The 17061-nt window shown below is 72.9% G+C and carries 14 protein-coding genes and 1 pseudogene; 12 read left to right on the top strand and 3 right to left on the bottom strand.

What is annotated here, in order from left to right:
- Positions 1–290: 290 nt before the first annotated feature.
- Entirely contained in the window at positions 291–1190 is a 900-nt protein-coding gene (locus tag ACIBIW_RS04335) for a menaquinone biosynthetic enzyme MqnA/MqnD family protein (RefSeq protein ID WP_399331722.1), read from the top strand.
- A 235-nt stretch (positions 1191–1425) separates the two neighbouring features.
- Positions 1426–3285 (top strand): protein kinase, encoded by a 1860-nt coding sequence (locus ACIBIW_RS04330; RefSeq protein WP_399331720.1) that lies wholly within the window; start codon positions 1426–1428, stop codon positions 3283–3285.
- A 53-nt stretch (positions 3286–3338) separates the two neighbouring features.
- Here the strand turns inward: ACIBIW_RS04330 and ACIBIW_RS04325 are convergent, their stop codons facing one another.
- Positions 3339–4325 carry an NAD-dependent epimerase/dehydratase family protein gene (locus tag ACIBIW_RS04325; protein WP_399331718.1) on the bottom strand — a complete coding sequence of 329 codons (987 nt, stop codon included), beginning with the start codon at positions 4323–4325 and terminating at the stop codon, positions 3339–3341.
- A 181-nt stretch (positions 4326–4506) separates the two neighbouring features.
- Here ACIBIW_RS04325 and mqnC point away from each other — a divergent pair, with 181 nt between their 5' ends.
- The 5 genes and pseudogenes from mqnC to ACIBIW_RS04300 all read left to right on the top strand — a co-directional run bounded on the left by mqnC (position 4507) and on the right by ACIBIW_RS04300 (position 10062).
- Positions 4507–5736: a cyclic dehypoxanthinyl futalosine synthase gene (gene mqnC, locus ACIBIW_RS04320; RefSeq protein ID WP_399331716.1), complete on the top strand. Its 1230-nt coding sequence runs from the start codon at positions 4507–4509 to the stop codon at positions 5734–5736.
- 7 nt (positions 5737–5743) lie between these two features.
- Entirely contained in the window at positions 5744–6208 is a 465-nt protein-coding gene (locus ACIBIW_RS04315; protein WP_399331714.1) for an imidazolonepropionase-like domain-containing protein, read from the top strand.
- A gap of 50 nt (positions 6209–6258) precedes the next feature.
- Complete coding sequence (locus ACIBIW_RS04310; RefSeq protein ID WP_399331711.1) at positions 6259–6954, top strand: demethylmenaquinone methyltransferase; 696 nt, start codon at positions 6259–6261, stop codon at positions 6952–6954.
- A gap of 234 nt (positions 6955–7188) precedes the next feature.
- A pseudogene (locus tag ACIBIW_RS04305) lies at positions 7189–7260 on the top strand (zinc-ribbon domain-containing protein); the annotation flags it as partial.
- A gap of 405 nt (positions 7261–7665) precedes the next feature.
- Entirely contained in the window at positions 7666–10062 is a 2397-nt protein-coding gene (locus ACIBIW_RS04300) for a hypothetical protein (protein ID WP_399331940.1), read from the top strand.
- Between the two features lie 73 nt (positions 10063–10135).
- Here the strand turns inward: ACIBIW_RS04300 and ACIBIW_RS04295 are convergent, their stop codons facing one another.
- Entirely contained in the window at positions 10136–10711 is a 576-nt protein-coding gene (locus ACIBIW_RS04295) for a GNAT family N-acetyltransferase (RefSeq protein WP_399331923.1), read from the bottom strand.
- Between the two features lie 109 nt (positions 10712–10820).
- Here ACIBIW_RS04295 and ACIBIW_RS04290 point away from each other — a divergent pair, with 109 nt between their 5' ends.
- Positions 10821–12104 carry a geranylgeranyl reductase family protein gene (locus ACIBIW_RS04290; protein WP_399331709.1) on the top strand — a complete coding sequence of 428 codons (1284 nt, stop codon included), beginning with the start codon at positions 10821–10823 and terminating at the stop codon, positions 12102–12104.
- Between the two features lie 78 nt (positions 12105–12182).
- Here ACIBIW_RS04290 and ACIBIW_RS04285 read toward each other — a convergent pair whose 3' ends face one another.
- Positions 12183–13013: a C40 family peptidase gene (locus ACIBIW_RS04285; protein WP_399331707.1), complete on the bottom strand. Its 831-nt coding sequence runs from the start codon at positions 13011–13013 to the stop codon at positions 12183–12185.
- A 1017-nt stretch (positions 13014–14030) separates the two neighbouring features.
- Here ACIBIW_RS04285 and ACIBIW_RS04280 point away from each other — a divergent pair.
- The 4 genes from ACIBIW_RS04280 to ACIBIW_RS04265 are packed head-to-tail and all read left to right on the top strand — an operon-like array spanning position 14031 to position 17049.
- Entirely contained in the window at positions 14031–14390 is a 360-nt protein-coding gene (locus ACIBIW_RS04280) for an NADH-quinone oxidoreductase subunit A (RefSeq protein ID WP_399331705.1), read from the top strand.
- Between the two features lie 42 nt (positions 14391–14432).
- Positions 14433–14987 carry a NuoB/complex I 20 kDa subunit family protein gene (locus tag ACIBIW_RS04275; protein ID WP_399331703.1) on the top strand — a complete coding sequence of 185 codons (555 nt, stop codon included), beginning with the start codon at positions 14433–14435 and terminating at the stop codon, positions 14985–14987.
- Positions 14984–15718 (top strand): NADH-quinone oxidoreductase subunit C, encoded by a 735-nt coding sequence (locus ACIBIW_RS04270; RefSeq protein ID WP_399331700.1) that lies wholly within the window; start codon positions 14984–14986, stop codon positions 15716–15718. The genes ACIBIW_RS04275 and ACIBIW_RS04270 overlap by 4 nt, the downstream gene beginning before the upstream one ends.
- Complete coding sequence (locus ACIBIW_RS04265; protein WP_399331698.1) at positions 15715–17049, top strand: NADH-quinone oxidoreductase subunit D; 1335 nt, start codon at positions 15715–15717, stop codon at positions 17047–17049. The genes ACIBIW_RS04270 and ACIBIW_RS04265 overlap by 4 nt, the downstream gene beginning before the upstream one ends.
- Positions 17050–17061 lie beyond the last annotated feature (12 nt).

The raw sequence follows: 17061 nt of genomic DNA, 5'->3' as shown, positions 1-17061 counted from the left end.
CTGCATAAGTCTGAAAACGACGAAAGCCTGCGGGTTACATGCTCCGCAGGCTCTGTACTGCAAGGGAAACCAAACTGCAACTTGCGGGCGAGCCTAGCACGTGAGCAGCCAAAAGCAATAGAGGGCAAGATCGCGTCACCCCCGGGTCGGAACGGCGGTGCCCGCCGATTGACGCGGGGCCCGTATCGCTCCGGTTCGCCCCCGTTCGTCCCAGGTCGGGGCGGGGGACGCCGCGACGCGCCCGGGCCCTGGGGCGGGCACCGTACAGCACGGGGTCTAGTCTCCGCGATGTGGATAATTCTCCCGAGAACACACTTCCAGGCTCGGGCGGCACCCAGCGCCCCGGCCACCGCGCCGAGCGTCCGCGCGTCGGGCACATCCAGTTCCTGAACTGCCTCCCCCTCTACTGGGGGCTCGCCAGGACGGGGACCCTCCTCGACATGGAGCTTTCGAAGGACACCCCGGAGAAGCTCAGCGAACAGCTCGTCAGGGGCGACCTCGACATCGCCCCCGTCACCCTCGTCGAGTTCCTGAAGAACGCCGGCGACCTGGTCGCCTTCCCCGACCTCGCGGTCGGCTGCGACGGCCCCGTGATGTCCTGCGTCATCGTCTCGCAGGTCCCCCTCGACCAGCTCGACGGCGCCCGGGTCGCCCTCGGCTCGACCTCCCGCACCTCGGTGCGGCTCGCGCAGCTCCTGCTCGCGGAGCGCCACGGGGTCACCCCCGAGTACTTCACCTGCCCGCCCGACCTGGGGCTGATGATGCAGGAGGCGGACGCGGCCGTCCTCATCGGCGACGCCGCGCTGCGCGCCAACCTGCACGACGGGCCCAGGCTCGGGCTCGACGTGCACGACCTCGGCGCCATGTGGAAGGAGTGGACGGGGCTCCCCTTCGTCTTCGCCGTCTGGGCGGCCCGCCGCGACTACGCCGCGCGCGAGCCCGAGATGGTCGCCGAGGCGCACCGGGCGTTTCTCGCCTCGCGTGACCTTTCGCTCACCGAAGTGGACAAGGTGGCGGAACAGGCCGCCCGCTGGGAGAGCTTCGACAAGGACGTTCTCGCGCGCTACTTCACGACGCTCGACTTCCGCTTCGGACCTGACCAGTTGGGCGGCGTAACGGAGTTCGCCCGGCGCGTGGGGCCCACCACGGGCTTCCCGGCCGACGTGCAAGTGGCGCTGCTCGGACAGTAACCGGACGCCCGGTTTCCGCAGCCGCGGGAATCGGCTCCGCCGAGTTACCCGAATGGGCGGGCGCCGTAATGCCGAAATTCAGTTGCCGTTTCCCTGAATTGCGGTAAAGCGCGCCCGGCGGCGGCCGCCGGGACCCCGGCCGGGCGCGGCCCTCCCCGCCCGGTGGGGCATGGCCGCCGCGATCGTGCGCGACTACCCTGTGGCGCAGCGCATCCACGGGGGAGGGAAGGCCCGCATGCAGCCGCTTGACCCCGGTGAACCGGCCGTCATAGGCCCCTACCGGCTCCTCGGCCGCCTCGGCTCGGGCGGCATGGGCCGTGTCTATCTGGGGCACGGCGCCAGCGGCCGTACCGTCGCCGTCAAGTCCGTCCACCCGCACTTCGCGCTGGACGAGGAGTTCCGCGCCCGCTTCAGGCGCGAGGTCGCCGCGGCCCGCAAGGTCGGCGGCGCCTGGACGGCGCCCGTGCTCGACGCGGACCCCGACGCCCCGCTGCCCTGGGTCGCCACCGGCTATGTCGCGGGGCCCTCCCTCACCGAGGCGGTCGGCACCGGCGACCGGCTCGCGCCGCTGCCCGAGCGCGCGGTGCGCGTCCTCGGCGCCGGGCTCGCCGAGGCGTTGGCCCACGTCCACGCGCTCGGCCTCGTCCACCGCGACGTCAAACCGTCCAACGTGCTCCTCACCGTGGACGGCCCCCGCCTCATCGACTTCGGCGTCGCCCGCGCGCTCGACGGCACCACCACCCTCACCGCGACCGGCGCCTCCATCGGCTCGCCCGGCTACATGGCGCCCGAGCAGATCCTCGGACAGGACGTGACGGGCGCCGCCGACGTCTTCTCGCTCGGCGCCGTCCTGGTGTACGCGGCCACCGGGCGGCCCCCGTTCCCCGGCGACTCCTCGGCCGCCCTGCTCTACCACGTCGTGCACGAGCCCCCGACGCTGCACGGCCTCGGCGGCGACCTCCACGACGTCGTCGCCCGCTGCCTCGCCAAGGAGCCGGGGGACCGGCCCGCCCCCGCGGAGCTGTCCGCGCTGCTCGTGCCGGAGGGCGCTCAGACCGCGGTCGCGGCGGGCTGGCTGCCCGGACCGGTCATCGCCATGGCCGTACGCGCCCTCGACCAGGTGGTCAACCTGGAGCGCCCAGGGCCCGACACCCCCGCGCCCGGGGCGAACAGCGCCGCCACCCCCGCGCAGCCCCACACCCCCGCGCCCGGGGCGAACAGCGCCGCCACCCCCGCGCAGCCCCACACCCCCGCGCCCGGGGCGAACGGCGCCGCCACCCCCGCGCAGCCCCACACCCCCGCGCCCGGGGCGAACGGCGCCGCCACCCCCGCGCAGCCCCACACCCCGCCGCCCGACGGCACCCCGCCGCCCGCCGCCGGGGTCTTCGGCCCGCCCGACCCCTGGTACGGCGCACCGCACCCGCCCGCCGCGACCGGCGCCGCCGCCCAGGACGCGACGCCCCAGGACGCCGCCGGGACCGAGCCCGCGAGGGGCAGGATCAGCGGGAGCCTCGCCGCCCGTGTCGAACGCGGCCCCGACGGCCGCCGCCGCGGCCTCAGTTGCACCGTCGCGCTCGGCGTCGCCGCTGCGCTCGCCGCCGTCACCGTCGGATCGATGTTCGCCTTCGACCTGCTGCCGGGCGACGACGACAACCCCCCGACCGGCGCACAGCCGCCCGCCTCCCACGGCCCCACCACCGCGGGCACGCCCCCGTCGGACGGGAACGGCGGGGACGGCGCCGTGCCCGCCGCCTACCTCGGCACCTGGAGCGGTGAGGCCACCGCCACCCTGAACGGCAGCCCCATCCCCAGCGGGCACTACAAGCTGAGCCTGCGGCAGGCCGGTACGGGCGAGCAGGTCGGCACCCTGGTGGAGACCGACATCGCCGGGGGAACCTGCACCGACCTGCTGACCCTCACCAAGGCCAACGCCGAAGAACTCACCGCCACGGGCGCCGGGGACAAGGGCAACGACGCGCACTGCTCCCAGGCGGAGCACACCATCCATCTGACCCCGAAGGGCGACGACCTCCAGTTCACCTCGGACGACCCCGGGGCGGGCGACCCCAAGGCGAAGCTCAGCAAGGAGGAGTAGGCAGCGGGCGTGGGCACGGCGCTCACCCTCCCGGAAGCCGTGGCGCGGGGCGCTCACCCCGCCAGGGCGCGCGCCTCCTTCTCCGGGGCGAGCCCCACCGCCGGACGGTCCTCCCGCCCGGGCGCCGCACCGCCGATCGTCCCGAGCCACGCCCAGGTGTCCGCGGCGGTCTCGGCGAACGGGCGGCAGCGCAGCCCCGTGGCCAGCGCCCTCGACACGTCGCCGTCGTGCAGCGCGTCGTACAGCTCGCCCGGCGGCAGCCAGATCGGCAGCTCCGTCCACGGCTCGATGCCGGCCGCCAGCACCGCGTCCGGCTCCAGCCACCGCAGCCGCGCGTCACCACCCGTCACCCGCACACACGCTTCCAGTACCTCGCCCATCGTGGCGTGGCCGCGCGGGCTCACCAGGTTGTACGCCCCGCCGAGGCCCTGTGCGAGCGCCCCGTTGGTCCAGGCGGCCAGGTCCCGCGCGTCCACGTACTGCAACGCCAGATCGCGGGGGCCCGGCGCCAGCACCGTGCCGCCGCGCGCGATCCGGGTGAGCCACCAGGGCAGCCGCCCGATGTTCTCGTACGGGCCGAGGATCAGCCCCGCGCGCACCAGCAGCGCCCGCTCGCCGAAGCCGTCGAGCGCCGCCAGCTCGCCGCCGCGCTTGGCCTCCGCGTACCCCACGTCGTCCCCCGCGTCGGGTGCCGCGTCCACCACGGGCCCGTCCTCGGGCAGCCCCGCGGGCGTCGGGAACGTGTACACCGAGCGCGAGGACACGTACGCGTAGCGGTCCACCCGCCCCGCGAGCAGCCGCACCGCGTCGCGTACCACCGAGGGCGCGCCGCTCCAGGTGTCGACGACCGCGTCCCACGCCCCCTCGGACAGCGCCGCGAGCCCGTCGGGGGCGCGGCGGTCGCCCCTGAGGGCCACGGTGCCCGGCGGCGGTTCGTGCCGCCCGCGGTTGAGCACCGTCACGTCCCAGCCGCGGGCCACGGCGTCCTCGGCCACCGCCCGGCCCACGAACTCCGTACCACCCAGGATCAGCAGTTTCATGACCGCGACTCTGCCCCGGCACGGCGGTCCTGGGGAGTGGGGGACGCTGTGAGCGTAATCGCCGAGGGTGAACGCGAACGGGCCGCGGAGGGCGTCGCGGGGTGCCGGGCGGACGGCGGGCGGCGAGAGGGCTGGCGTACGCTGGGGCGGTCCGCACAACCCTTACGAAAGGGACGCCCCGGTGACCGAGCAGGCAGGTATCGCTTCCCCCGGTGTCGGTGACGTCGATGTGCCGGCCGTGCTCGAACGGGCCGCGGCGGGCGGCCGCGTCACCCCCGAGGAGGCGGTCGCCCTCTACCGGGACGCGCCGCTGCACGCCCTCGGCGCCACCGCGGACGCCCTGCGCCGCAGGCGGTACGCGGGCACCGAGCACATCGCCACGTACATCATCGAGCGGAACATCAACTACACCAACGTGTGCGTGACGGCGTGCAAGTTCTGCGCCTTCTACGCCGCGCCCAAGGACACCGCCAAGGGCTGGAGCCGGGACCTCGACGACATCCTGCGGCGCTGCGCGGAGACCGTCGACCTCGGCGGCACCCAGATCATGTTCCAGGGCGGGCACCACCCCGAGTACGGCGTCGAGTACTACGAGAAGCACTTCGCCGCCATCAAGAAGGAGTTCCCGCAGCTCGTCATCCACTCCCTCGGCGCGTCCGAGGTGCAGCACATGGCGGGCGTCTCCGGGGTGAGCGTCGAGGAGGCCATCGAGCGCATCCACGCCGCCGGGCTCGACTCGTTCGCGGGCGCGGGCGCCGAGCTGCTGCCCGCCCGCCCCCGCCAGGCCATCGCCCCCCTCAAAGAGTCGGGCGAGCGCTGGCTGGAGATCATGGAGACGGCGCACGGCCTCGGCGTGGAGTCCACCACCACCATGCTGATGGGCACGGGCGAGACCAACGCGGAGCGCATCGAGCACCTGCGGATGATCCGCGACGTCCAGGACAGGACGGGCGGCTTCCGCGCCTTCATCCCGTACACCTACCAGCCGGAGAACAACCACCTGAAGGGCAGGACCCAGGCCACGCCCCTGGAGTACCTGCGGATGATCGCCGTCGCGCGCATCTTCCTCGACAACGTCGCCCATATCCAGGGCTCCTGGCTGACCACCGGCAAGGACATCGGCCAGCTCTCGCTGCACTACGGGGCCGACGACCTCGGTTCGATCATGCTGGAGGAGAACGTGGTCTCCTCGGCGGGCGCCAGGCACCGCTCGAACCTGAAGGAGATCATCGACCTGATCCGCTCCGCGGACCGGGTGCCCGCGCAGCGCAGCACCACTTACGAGCACCTGGTGGTCCACGACGACCCGGCGAACGACCCGGACGACGTGCGCGCGGTCTCCCACCTCTCCTCCACCGCCATCGAGGGCGGCACCGCCCACCCGGAACTCAGGCTGATCGACGCCCGTTGAGCCGGCCGTGCTGACCCTGCACACCGCGCCGCTGCTGCGGACCACGGACGCGCGCGAGGGCGAGGGGGGCGAGGGGCCGCTGCCCGACGGGGCCGTCGCCGTACTCGACGGGCGTATCGAGGCGATCGGGCCGCTGGCCCGGCTGACCGTGCGCTACCCCGCCGCCCGGGTGCGGCGCTGGCCCGGCACGCTCGGCCCAGGACTCGTCCACCGCACTTGCGTGCCGTCCGCGCCCAGTCCGCGCGAGCGGGTGTACGCGATGCTGCGGCTCGGCGCCACGGCCGTACTCGCCGAGCAGGTCACGGAGCCCGCGCTGCGGGACGCGGCCCGCTACGGCGGCGTCCGGGTGCTGTCCGCGGCCCGGCCGCCGCGGCTCGCCGTCGGCGGCCCTGCCGACCTGGCCGTCTTCGACGACGACGGCGGCTGCGTCGCCACCGTGCTCGGCGGGCGGGTCCTGCACCGGCGGGTGTAGCGGGGCGGGTGCCCGGCGCCGTGCCGGGGCCGCTCCGTATGCTGGGGCGGGTGACGCGCGCATCCCTGGACAAAGAGCCCCACGAAGTCGCCTCCATGTTCGACGGGGTGGCGGAACGCTACGACCTCACCAACGACGTGCTGTCGCTGGGCCAGACCCGGCTGTGGCGCAGGGAGGTCGCCAGGGCGGTGGACGCCAGACCCGCGCAGAAGGTCCTCGACCTCGCCGCGGGCACCGCGACCTCCTCGCTGCCGTTCACCAGGACCGGCGCCTACGTCGTGCCCTGCGACTTCTCCCTCGGCATGCTGCGGGTCGGCAAGCAGCGGCACGCCTGGATGCCGTTCACGGCGGGCGACGCCACCCGGCTGCCGTTCAGGGACGACTCCTTCGACGCGGTCACCGTCTCCTTCGGGCTGCGCAACGTCCATGACACCGACACCGCGCTGGCCGAGATGTACCGGGTGACGCGGCCCGGCGGGCGGGTCGTGATCTGCGAGTTCTCCCAGCCGACCTGGGCGCCGTTCCGCACCGTCTACACCGAGTACCTGATGCGGGCACTCCCGCCGACCGCGAGGGCCGTCTCCTCCAACCCCGACGCCTACGTGTACCTGGCCGAGTCCATCAGGGCCTGGCCCGACCAGCCCGCGCTGGCGGCGAGGCTGGGCGACGCCGGCTGGGCACGGGTGGCCTGGCGCAACCTCACGGGGGGCGTGGTGGCGCTGCACCGGGGGTTCAAGGACGCCTGAGGCGCCGGGCGTTCAGGGCCGCCTGAAACGGGCCACTCGAAGGGGTGGCGGGGTTGTCCACAGAAGCCGGTTTGTCCACAGGGCAGTTGACGGGAACCGGGGACGGGGGAGGATGAGTCCTCCTCACGGCCACGCCCCTCGTCGAGCGGTGCGTGCGCCGGGGTGACGGGGCGTGCGCTGACGTGCGTTCCGTGCCGAACGCCGCCAGTGACCCACCGACCACGGAGCGACCCGATGCCCACCTCCTGCCCGCACTGCGCGGCCTCCGTCCCCGACGAGGCGAGCTTCTGCATGAGGTGCGGCCGCAAGCAACCGGAGGCGGCCGCCCCGCAGGGGCGGACGGGGGACGCCTCGGGCGAGCGGGCCGGGAGCGACGCCGTCGACGAACGGCAACGGGCCTCCGGGGAGGGGGCGTCGGGCGCGGGGGCCGTGGGGAAGGCGGCATCCCCTGCCGGGGAGGCGGGGGCGCCCGCGCGGGAGCCGGAAGGGCCCGTGGGGGAGCCGGAATCTCCCGCCGGGGAGGCGGAAGCGTCGGCGAGGGAGCCGGAGAGGCCCGTGGGGGAGCCGGAATCTCCCGCCGGGAAGGCGGAAGCGCCCGCGCGGGAGCCGGAGAGGCCCGCAAGGGAGCCGGAAACCCCCGCCGGGAAGGCGGAGGCGACTGAGGCCCCGCCCGATGTCGATCTCACGCAACCGGCGACCGACGTCCCCCTGGTGGCGCCTCCCACGGTCACCTCCGCGCTCTCCCCGCCCACCTCCGTCACCGCACCCGCGTACCCGCCGGGGGCCCCACCGCTTCCGCCCCCGCCGCCCGGTGTGCCGGGAGTGCCGCCGCCGCCCGCGCACGCCCCGGGGGGCCCGGCGGCGCCCTCCCCGCTCGGCGCGTTCCTCGGCCGCACGCTGGTCGGGGACTGGAAGAGCGCCGTACTGGCCGCCGTCGGGCCCGTGGTGGCGGTGCTCGTGGCGGCGCTGCTCTTCGCCGTCCCGGACTACGGCCAGTCCTCGGACAACATCGTGGTCGGCTACACGGACCGGATGCGTATCGCGCTCGCCGTGCTGCTCCAGGGCCTCGGGGGCGGCGGGGTCGGCATCAAGGACGGCACGGGGGACGGTGAGTTCAGCGCGGTCTCGGGGCTGGCCGACGGCGGCGACATCACCGTCTCCGTCACACCGCTGCTGACCACCGCCCTCTGGCTCGCCGCGCTCTACTTCGGCGTGCGCCGACTGCGCGCCCGGCTGCGGAGCCAGGACGCCGGAGGCCCGGCGGGCGCCCCACCGCCCACGGCGAGTGGCGGGGCGCGCCCTGGGCCGCGGGGGACCGCGGGCCTGGAGGCCGCGGTGCGTGTCGGAGTGCTCCTCTCGCTCGCGGCGCTGCTGCTCGCCCTGTTCGCACAGCCCTCCGTGCAGGGCACGTCGGTGTCCTCCTCGCCCGGCCTGGTCTTCCTGGGCGCCCTGCTGCTGTCGCTTGCCATGGCGTGCGGGGTCCTCGGGCGGGACGCGGCAGAGGACCGGCTGTCCGCGCACCCGGGCTTGGCGCTGCCGCTGCGCTCCCTCGGTACGGCGCTGCGCGCGCTCGCGGTGGTGGTGGCGCTCTGCGGCGTCGTCACCTTCGTCGTCCTGACGCAGATCGACGACCTCGACAAGAAGGCGGGCCTCGACGGCAGCGGCATACCGCCCCTGCTGCTCGCCGTGCTGCTGCTGCCGAACCTGGGCGCCGCCGCCCTCGGGTTCGCCTGGGGCGCCCCGGTGAAGGGGACCGTCAGCTCCTCGGGCGGCGGTCTCGGCGGCGCGGACGCCTCCGGCACCTTCGACTTCTCCCGCCTCGCCGACATCGCGGACGGCTGGGCGGTGGCGGGGGCGGTCGCCCTCGGCGTGGTCGGCGCGCTGACCGTGGGCGTCATCGCCGCGCGGCGCGGCGCGGAGCGCGCCGGGCACCTGCTCACCGCGGCCTTCTTCCTCCTGCTGTTCCTGCTGCTCGCGGCGCTCGGCGGGGTCGGCGTCACCTCGCACGCCTCGTTCGACCAGTACGGGCTCGACCTCGCCACCAAGGCCGAGGCGCACACGAGCGTGCCCGACGCGCTCCTCTTCGGGCTGCTCTGGGTGTTCGCGGCGGTGCTCGTGGCGCCGTACGCACTGCGGTCCGCACGGCTCAAGCAGCCGCCCCCGGCCCCCGCCCCCGGCGCGGCTTCCGCCCCCGGCGTCCCGCCCGCCTCCGGCGTCGCCCCCGCGCCCGGTGCGCCACCCGCGGCGTCGGCCACCGCCCCCGCCGCCTACCCGTATCCGCCGCCGCACACCCCGACGCAGCCGAACCAGGTCGGCCAGTTCGGCCCGCAGTACCCGCCGCAGTACCCGGGGCAGGGCGAGATCCTCGCCTCCCCCGGCGAGGGCGGGCCGGGCGGGGGCGGCGGCAGGGGCCCGATGGTCTGGATCGCCACCATCGTCGGCGCCCTCCTGATCGGCGGCGCCGCCGCCGCGGGCGTCCTGCTGTGGCAGGACCACAAGGACGACTCGGACGGCAGGGGCGCCCCGTCGCCCGGCCACAGCGCCGGGAGCAGGCAGGGCGACGGCGCCGCCTCGGACGACGGCGCGGTCGGCACGTCGGGCGGCGGCGGGGACGGCACGTCGGGCGGCGGGGACGGCGCCGCACCTGCCGAGCCCTCGGTCCCCACCGGATACCACGAGGTGGAGGACGAGAAGGGTTTCTCGTTCGTCATCCCCATGTACTGGTCGCGCACGGGGGTGGAGCGCGACAGCCAGATCACCTACGCGGGCGCCACCGGGTCCGACCACTTCCTCGTCGGCGTCATACCGGAGGCCGGCTACGACTCGTACGACAACTTCCTGCACATGGAGGAGATCGCCGCCGCGGAGAAGAGCGGTTACCGGCGCATATCCCTGCGGGAGAACACCTTCAGGGGGCGGCCCGGCGCGCTGTGGGAGTACACGTACACCGACGACGCGGGACAGCCGGTCCACTGCGAGGACCAGGGCTACGTCGCCGAGAACGGAACGGAGTACTCCATCCTGCTCTGCGGGCACGACGACTCATGGCAGGGCGACCTGGCGATGACGTTCGCCGTCGCCCTGGACTCCTGGCGGCTCACCCCGTAGCGCGCGCCGCCGCGGCCGGGCGCCCCGGGAAGGCGGAGCCCGCCCCGGGAAGGCGGGCCCGTGCCGCCCGCGGCTACAGGGCGAGCCGGAAGCAGTGGGCCTCGCGCCGGGACACGGGGGAGGTGTAGGTCTCGGCGAGGCGCATGCCGAGGCGCCTGGTCACGGCGGCGGAGCGGGCGTTGCGCGCGTCGACCATCGCCACGACCTCCCGTACCCCGGCCGCCCTGAGGCGGTCGAGGGTGGCGAGGGCCGCCGCGGTGACCAGGCCGCGCCCCCAGTGGGGGCGGGCGAGCCGCCAGCCGATCTCGATCTCGCCGCGCGGGCCCCACGCCTGCGGCCACGGCTGGGCCCCGGTGAAGCCGACCGGGACCCCCGCGTCGCCCTCCGCGCCGGGGGCGGCGGGACCCGGGCCGTCGAGCACGGTCCACAGGCAGAAGCCGAACTCGGCGTCGTGCCTGCGCTGCCGGGCGGTCAGCTCCTCATAGACGGACAGCTCGGCGGGGGCGCCGCCGTGGAACTCCATCACCTCGGGGTCGGCGAACAGCCGGTGCCAGGCGAAGGCGTCCTCGTGGGTGGGCACGCGCAGGCCCACGGGCGGCAGCGGTCTCGCGGGATGCGCGCCCACCGGCCCGGCGGCCGGGGGCGGCATGGTCGAATCGGTCACGGGCGGCCCTTCAGCTCGCTGATCTCTCCCGCTGAATAGACTGCCCATGTCCAGTGCCGTCGGCACGCAGTTTTCGAACTTGGGAGAACCCGCCGTGACCGAGACCCCATCCGAACAGTCCGCGGATGTGATCGTCGTCGGGGCCGGGCCCGGCGGTTCGACGACCGCCTACCATCTGGCCAGGGCCGGGCTCGATGTGCTGCTGCTGGAGAAGACGGCGTTCCCGCGCGAGAAGGTCTGCGGCGACGGCCTGACGCCGCGCGCCGTGAAGCAGCTCGTCGGCATGGGCATCGACGTCTCCGAGGAGGCGGGCTGGCTGCGCAACAAGGGCCTGCGCATCATCGGCGGCGGGGTACGCCTCGAACTCGACTGGCCCGACCTGGCCTCGTACCCGGACTACGGCCTCGTGCGCAAGCGCGACGACTTCGACGAGCAACTGGCCAGGCAGGCGCAGAAGGCGGGCGCGCGTCTCTACGAGCGCTGCAACGTCGGCGAGCCGGTCCGCGACGAGCGCACCGGCCGGATCACGGGCGTGCGGGCCAGGCTGGGGGAGGAGAAGGCCCCGGCCGTCTTCCGCGCCCCGCTCGTCGTCGCGGCCGACGGCAACTCCTCCCGGCTCTCCCTCGGCATGGGCCTGCACCGCCGCGAGGACCGCCCGATGGGCGTGGCGGTGCGCACGTACTTCACCTCGCCCCGCCACAAGGACGACTACCTGGAGTCCTGGCTCGAACTGTGGGACAGGCGCGACGGCACGGAGCGGCTGCTGCCCGGCTACGGCTGGGTGTTCGGCATGGGCGACGGCACGTCCAACGTGGGCCTCGGCGTCCTCAACACCTCGGCGGCGTTCAAGGAGCTGGACTGGCGCGACGTGTTGCGCGCCTGGTGCGCCTCGATGCCCGAGGACTGGGGCTACACCGAGGAGAACATGACGGGCCCGATCCGGGGCGCCGCGCTGCCGATGGCGTTCAACCGCCAGCCGCACTACACCAAGGGCCTGTTGCTCGTCGGCGACGCGGGCGGCCTGGTGAACCCGTTCAACGGCGAGGGCATCGCGTACGCGATGGAGTCGGGGCAGATCGCCGCCGACGTCATCGTCCAGGCCCACGCCCGCGCCACCGCCTCCCAGCGGGAACTGGCGCTGCACCACTACCCGAAGACCCTGAAGGACACCTACGGCGGCTACTACAACCTCGGCCGCCTCTTCGTGAAGCTCATCGGCAATCCGAAGATCATGAAGATCGGCGCCCAGCACGGTCTCACGCACCCGATGCTGATGCGGTTCACGCTGAAGATGCTGGCCAATCTGACCGACCCGTCGGGCGGGGACGCCATGGACCGCATCATCAACGGCCTCACCAGGATCGCGCCGCGGGCCTGAGCGCCCCTGCGCACGGCGAAGGGCGCCGTTCCCCGCGGGGAACGGCGCCCTTCGGTGTCTCGCGTGGTGCCCGGCGGCTCAGAGGACGCGGATCGCGCCGCTCGCCGGGTAGCCGGACAGGTCCTGGGTCACGACGCCCTTGGAGGGGTTCGCGGCGTCGAGGTACTGGCCGTCGCCCACGTACACGCCGACGTGGTACGCGGAGCCCGCGCCGCCCCAGTAGAGGATGTCCCCGACCTGGACCGAGGAGAGCGGCACCTGGGTGCCCGCGGTGGACTGCGCCTGGGAGGTGCGCGGCAGGCTCACACCGGCCTGCCGGAAGGCGGCCTGCACGAGCCCCGAGCAGTCCCAGGAGTTGGGTCCCGTGCCGCCCATGATGTACGCGTCGCCGAGCTGGGCCTTCAGGAACGAGACGACGGTGGCGACACTGCCGCTCGCCGGGACGGACAGGTCGCTGGAGCCGGAGTTCGACGAGGTGCCGGAGGACGCGCTGAGGGTGGTGCGCTCCTGGGAGCGCGAAGTGCGGGCGGCCTCGGCCGCCTTGCGGGCCGCGGCCTCGGCGGCGGCCTTCTTCTTGGCCTCCTCGGCCTTCTTCTCCGCGGTCGCCTGCGCCTCGGTGGCGGTCTTGGCGGCCTTCGCGGCGGCCGTCTGCTGCTCGGCGCGCAGGGCGTAGTCGGAGGCTGCCTGCTGGGTCGCGTCGGCCGACACCTCGGTCTGGGTGCCCAGGTCCGTGGTCAGCGTGGGCATCTCGATGGTGTCGGTGACGGGCTCCGTGGCACTCGCAGGCCCGGAGGAACCGGCAACCGCCAGCGTGCCGAGGACGCCGCTGGCGACACCGGCGCGCAGGACGACTCTCGACGCGCTGCGCCGCGGTTTCCGGTGGCTGGGTATGTGAGCGGTGTGGGACATGAGGACAACGGCTATCAAAGCGTCGGCGTTGCCTTCAAGGAACGTGGGGTGCGCCACAGTTGGCCCCCGGAGTGGCCGAATCCCGGGCGTGGCGCTCTTTATTGACGCCTTAACGGGCAATGTGGACATCGGTGATCATGGGTGTGGTCACGAGGTTTCGGTGATACGCCCGAATTGCCCGCGACTTACCACTGGTTGGGCTGCTTGGCCAAGCCAGCGGTTCCGGGCCGGGGGTCCGGTGTGGGATAGGTCACGGGAAGGTCACTGCTTTCGGCCGGCCCGTCTGCCGTCCGGGGGAAGCGGCGACCGGTGCCTTCTCGCGCGGATGAGCGGATGAACCGGGCGGGCGTCCGTCGCGTCGCCGCCCGCCCGCCTCGCCGCCGCGTCGCCGCCCGCCTCGCCGAAGTCCGCCTCGCCGACCCCCGCGCCCCGCAGCGTGCGCCCCCCAGTGCGCGCCGCCCCTGCGCGCCCCCGCCCCCGGTGCAATCCGCGCGATCGCCCCGAGGCAATTTCCGCCGCCCGCGGGGCATCCGCCCCGCCGCCCACCGGGCTCGTGAACGCGCGCACGTACCTCCGCGGGCACCTAGCACCCGGGCCCGTCCAGCGCCAATTTGCTCCCGAATGAGACCGCTTGATAGTGGACAGAGCCCGTCACCTGCGACAAAGCGCCTTTTAGGCGGGCAGGTGTCACTTCTGGTAAGCGGTCCTCCGCTTCCCGTAGAAAGATCAAGAGGCCCTGGCCTGCATGATCGTTCGTCAGGTGGTGGAGATCACAAAGGCGATGCAGGACCCCGTGTCGCAGATCACAGACCGGCGGGCATAAGATGCGTGGCGTCGGGCTTGTGACCTGCTTCACATGGACACGATCTTCGCGGATCGCCGGGGGAGTTCCCCGGGATCGCGGGAGGGTCGGGGCGGGCCCGCGGACCGCTCGCAGGGGGCCGCGGGACTCATGAGGAGGAGGCGCGGTCCGCTGCCTGCCGTAGGAGTCATGCCGACTGAGAGGAGCGAGGAGCGGTGAATTCCTATGCGCCCATCCTCGTACTGGGAGCCATCGGAGCAGCGTTTGCGATCTTCTCCGTGGTCATGGCCACGCTGGTCGGTCCAAAACGGTACAACCGGGCCAAGCTTGAGGCGTACGAGTGCGGTATCGAGCCGACCCCGACCCCGGCGGGCGGCGGTCGCTTCCCGATCAAGTACTACCTGACGGCGATGCTGTTCATCGTCTTCGACATCGAGATCGTCTTTCTCTATCCCTGGGCCGTCAGCTTCGACGCCCTGGGCCTGTTCGGGCTCGTGGAGATGCTGCTCTTCGTGCTCACCGTGTTCGTCGCCTACGCGTACGTGTGGCGGCGCGGCGGTCTGGAATGGGACTGAAAACGGTGAGGAACGAGCAGACAAGAGGGGTCTGAGGGGCCAATGGGACTCGAAGAGAAACTGCCGAGCGGGTTTCTGCTGACCACGGTCGAGCAGGCGGCGGGCTGGGTGCGGAAGTCCTCCGTGTTCCCGGCGACGTTCGGCCTGGCCTGCTGTGCCATCGAGATGATGACGACCGGCGCGGGCCGCTACGACCTGGCGCGGTTCGGCATGGAGGTCTTCCGCGGCTCACCGCGGCAGGCGGATCTGATGATCGTGGCGGGACGCGTCAGCCAGAAGATGGCGCCGGTGCTCAGGCAGGTCTACGACCAGATGCCGAGCCCGAAGTGGGTCATCTCGATGGGCGTGTGCGCGTCCTCCGGCGGCATGTTCAACAACTACGCGATCGTCCAGGGCGTCGACCACGTCGTCCCCGTCGACATCTACCTGCCCGGATGCCCGCCGCGGCCCGAGATGCTCATGGACAGCATCCTCAAGCTCCACCAGAAGATCCAGTCCTCCAAGCTCGGTGTGAACGCGAAGGAAGCGGCCCGCGAGGCGGAGGAGGCGGCCCTCAAGGCGCTCCCCACCATCGAGATGAAGGGCCTGCTGCGGTGAGCGAGAACGACGACGTCAACCCCGAGCAGGACCTCAACGCCTCGAACCTCCCGGGCAGGCGCGGCGAGCAGGGCGAGGAGATCCGCGTCCAGCGCGGCATGTTCGGCGCCAACAACGGCGGCGACACCACCGGCTACGGCGGCCTCGTCCGCTCCATCCGGCTGCCCGGCGCCTCCGGCCGCCCGTACGGTGGCTGGTTCGACGAGGTCGCCGACGAGTTGGAGGGCGCCCTCGAAGAGCAGGACCTGCTGCCGGAGAACGCCATCGAGAAGACCGTGGTCGACCGCGGCGAGATGACGTTCCACATCGCCCGCGAGCACCTCGTGCGCGTCGCGAAGACCCTGCGGGACGACCCCGCGCTCCGCTTCGAGCTGTGCACCGGCGTCAGCGGCGTGCACTACCCCGGCGACAAGGGCCGCGAGCTGCACGCCGTGTACCACCTGCGCTCGATCACCCACAACCGGCTGATCCGCCTCGAAGTCAGTGCCCCGGACAGCGACCCGCACATCCCCTCGCTCGTCGCCGTCTACCCGACGAACGACTGGCACGAGCGCGAGACCTACGACTTCTTCGGCCTGGTCTTCGACGGCCACCCGGCACTGACCCGGATCATGATGCCGGACGACTGGCAGGGCTTCCCCCAGCGCAAGGACTACCCGCTCGGCGGCATCGCCATCGAGTACAAGGGCGCCCAGATCCCGGCTCCGGACCAGCGGAGGTCGTACTCATGACCACTCCCCCCACCTCCTCGACGGCCTCGGCCCGCGAGACCACGGAAGGCACCGTCTACACCGTCACGGGCGGCGACTGGGACGAGGTCGTCCAGGCGGCGGCCAAGGCCGACGACGAGCGTCTCGTCGTCAACATGGGCCCCCAGCACCCGTCCACGCACGGCGTGCTGCGGCTCATCCTGGAGATCGACGGCGAGACCGTCACCGAGGCCCGCTGCGGCATCGGCTACCTCCACACCGGCATCGAGAAGAACCTGGAGTTCCGCACCTGGACGCAGGGCACCACCTACGTCACGCGCATGGACTACCTGACGCCGTTCTTCAACGAGGCGGCGTACTGCCTGTCCGTGGAGCGGCTGCTCGGCATCGAGGAGGCCGTGCCCGACCGGGCCAGCATCATCCGCGTGATGCTGATGGAGCTGAACCGGCTCTCCTCGCACCTCGTCGCCATCGCCACCGGCGGCATGGAGCTGGGCGCCACCACGATCATGATCTACGGCTTCCGTGATCGTGAACTCATTCTCGACCTCTACGAACTGATCACCGGGCTGCGGATGAACCACGCGTACATCCGCCCCGGCGGCCTCGCCCAGGACCTGCCGCCCGGCGCGGTCGACCAAGTGCGCGAGTTCGTGAAGACGATGCGCAAGAACCTCCCGGAGTACGACAAGCTCGCCACCGGGAACCCCATCTTCAAGGCCCGTATGCAGGACGTCGGCTATCTCGACCTGACCGGCTGCATGGCCCTCGGCGCCACCGGGCCCATCCTGCGCTCCGCCGGCCTCCCGCACGACCTGCGCAAGGCGCAGCCGTACTGCGGCTACGAGAACTACGACTTCGAGATCCCCACGTCCGACAGTTGTGACGCGTACGGGCGCTTCCTGATCCGCCTCGAAGAGATGCGGCAGTCGCTGGGGATCGTCGAGCAGTGCCTCGACCGCCTCGAACCGGGCCCCGTCATGGTCGGCGACAAGAAGATCGCCTGGCCAGCGCAGCTCGCCCTCGGCCCCGACGGCCTCGGCAACTCCCTCGACCACATCCGGCAGATCATGGGCACCTCCATGGAGTCCCTGATCCACCACTTCAAGCTGGTCACCGAGGGCTTCAGGGTCCCGCCCGGACAGGCGTACGCGGCCGTCGAGTCCGCCAAGGGCGAACTCGGCGTGCACACCGTCTCCGACGGCGGCACCCGCCCCTTCCGGGTCCACTTCCGCGACCCGTCCTTCACCAACCTCGAAGCCATGGCGGCCATGTGCGAGGGCGGCCAGGTCGCCGACGTCATCGTCGCCGTGGCATCCATCGACCCCGTGATGGGAGGCGTCGACCGGTGACTGACATCAGCC

It is taken from the genome of Streptomyces sp. NPDC050560 (assembly GCF_044457285.1).
Taxonomy (GTDB): Bacteria; Actinomycetota; Actinomycetes; order Streptomycetales; family Streptomycetaceae; genus Streptomyces.
The sequence above is the reverse complement of the archived record's forward strand: the minus strand, read 5'-3'. Positions and strand labels throughout refer to the sequence as shown.

What these genes read in the sequence shown, in the direction of transcription:
- ACIBIW_RS04285 (WP_399331707.1), bottom strand. Translation starts at nt 13,013, where the DNA reads ATGTCCCACACCGCTCACATACCCAGCCACCGGAAACCGCGGCGCAGC.
- ACIBIW_RS04295 (WP_399331923.1), bottom strand. Translation starts at nt 10,711, where the DNA reads ATGCCGCCCCCGGCCGCCGGGCCGGTGGGCGCGCATCCCGCGAGACCG.
- ACIBIW_RS04275 (WP_399331703.1), top strand. Translation starts at nt 14,433, where the DNA reads ATGGGACTCGAAGAGAAACTGCCGAGCGGGTTTCTGCTGACCACGGTC.
- ACIBIW_RS04330 (WP_399331720.1), top strand. Translation starts at nt 1,426, where the DNA reads ATGCAGCCGCTTGACCCCGGTGAACCGGCCGTCATAGGCCCCTACCGG.
- ACIBIW_RS04265 (WP_399331698.1), top strand. Translation starts at nt 15,715, where the DNA reads ATGACCACTCCCCCCACCTCCTCGACGGCCTCGGCCCGCGAGACCACG.
- ACIBIW_RS04325 (WP_399331718.1), bottom strand. Translation starts at nt 4,325, where the DNA reads ATGAAACTGCTGATCCTGGGTGGTACGGAGTTCGTGGGCCGGGCGGTG.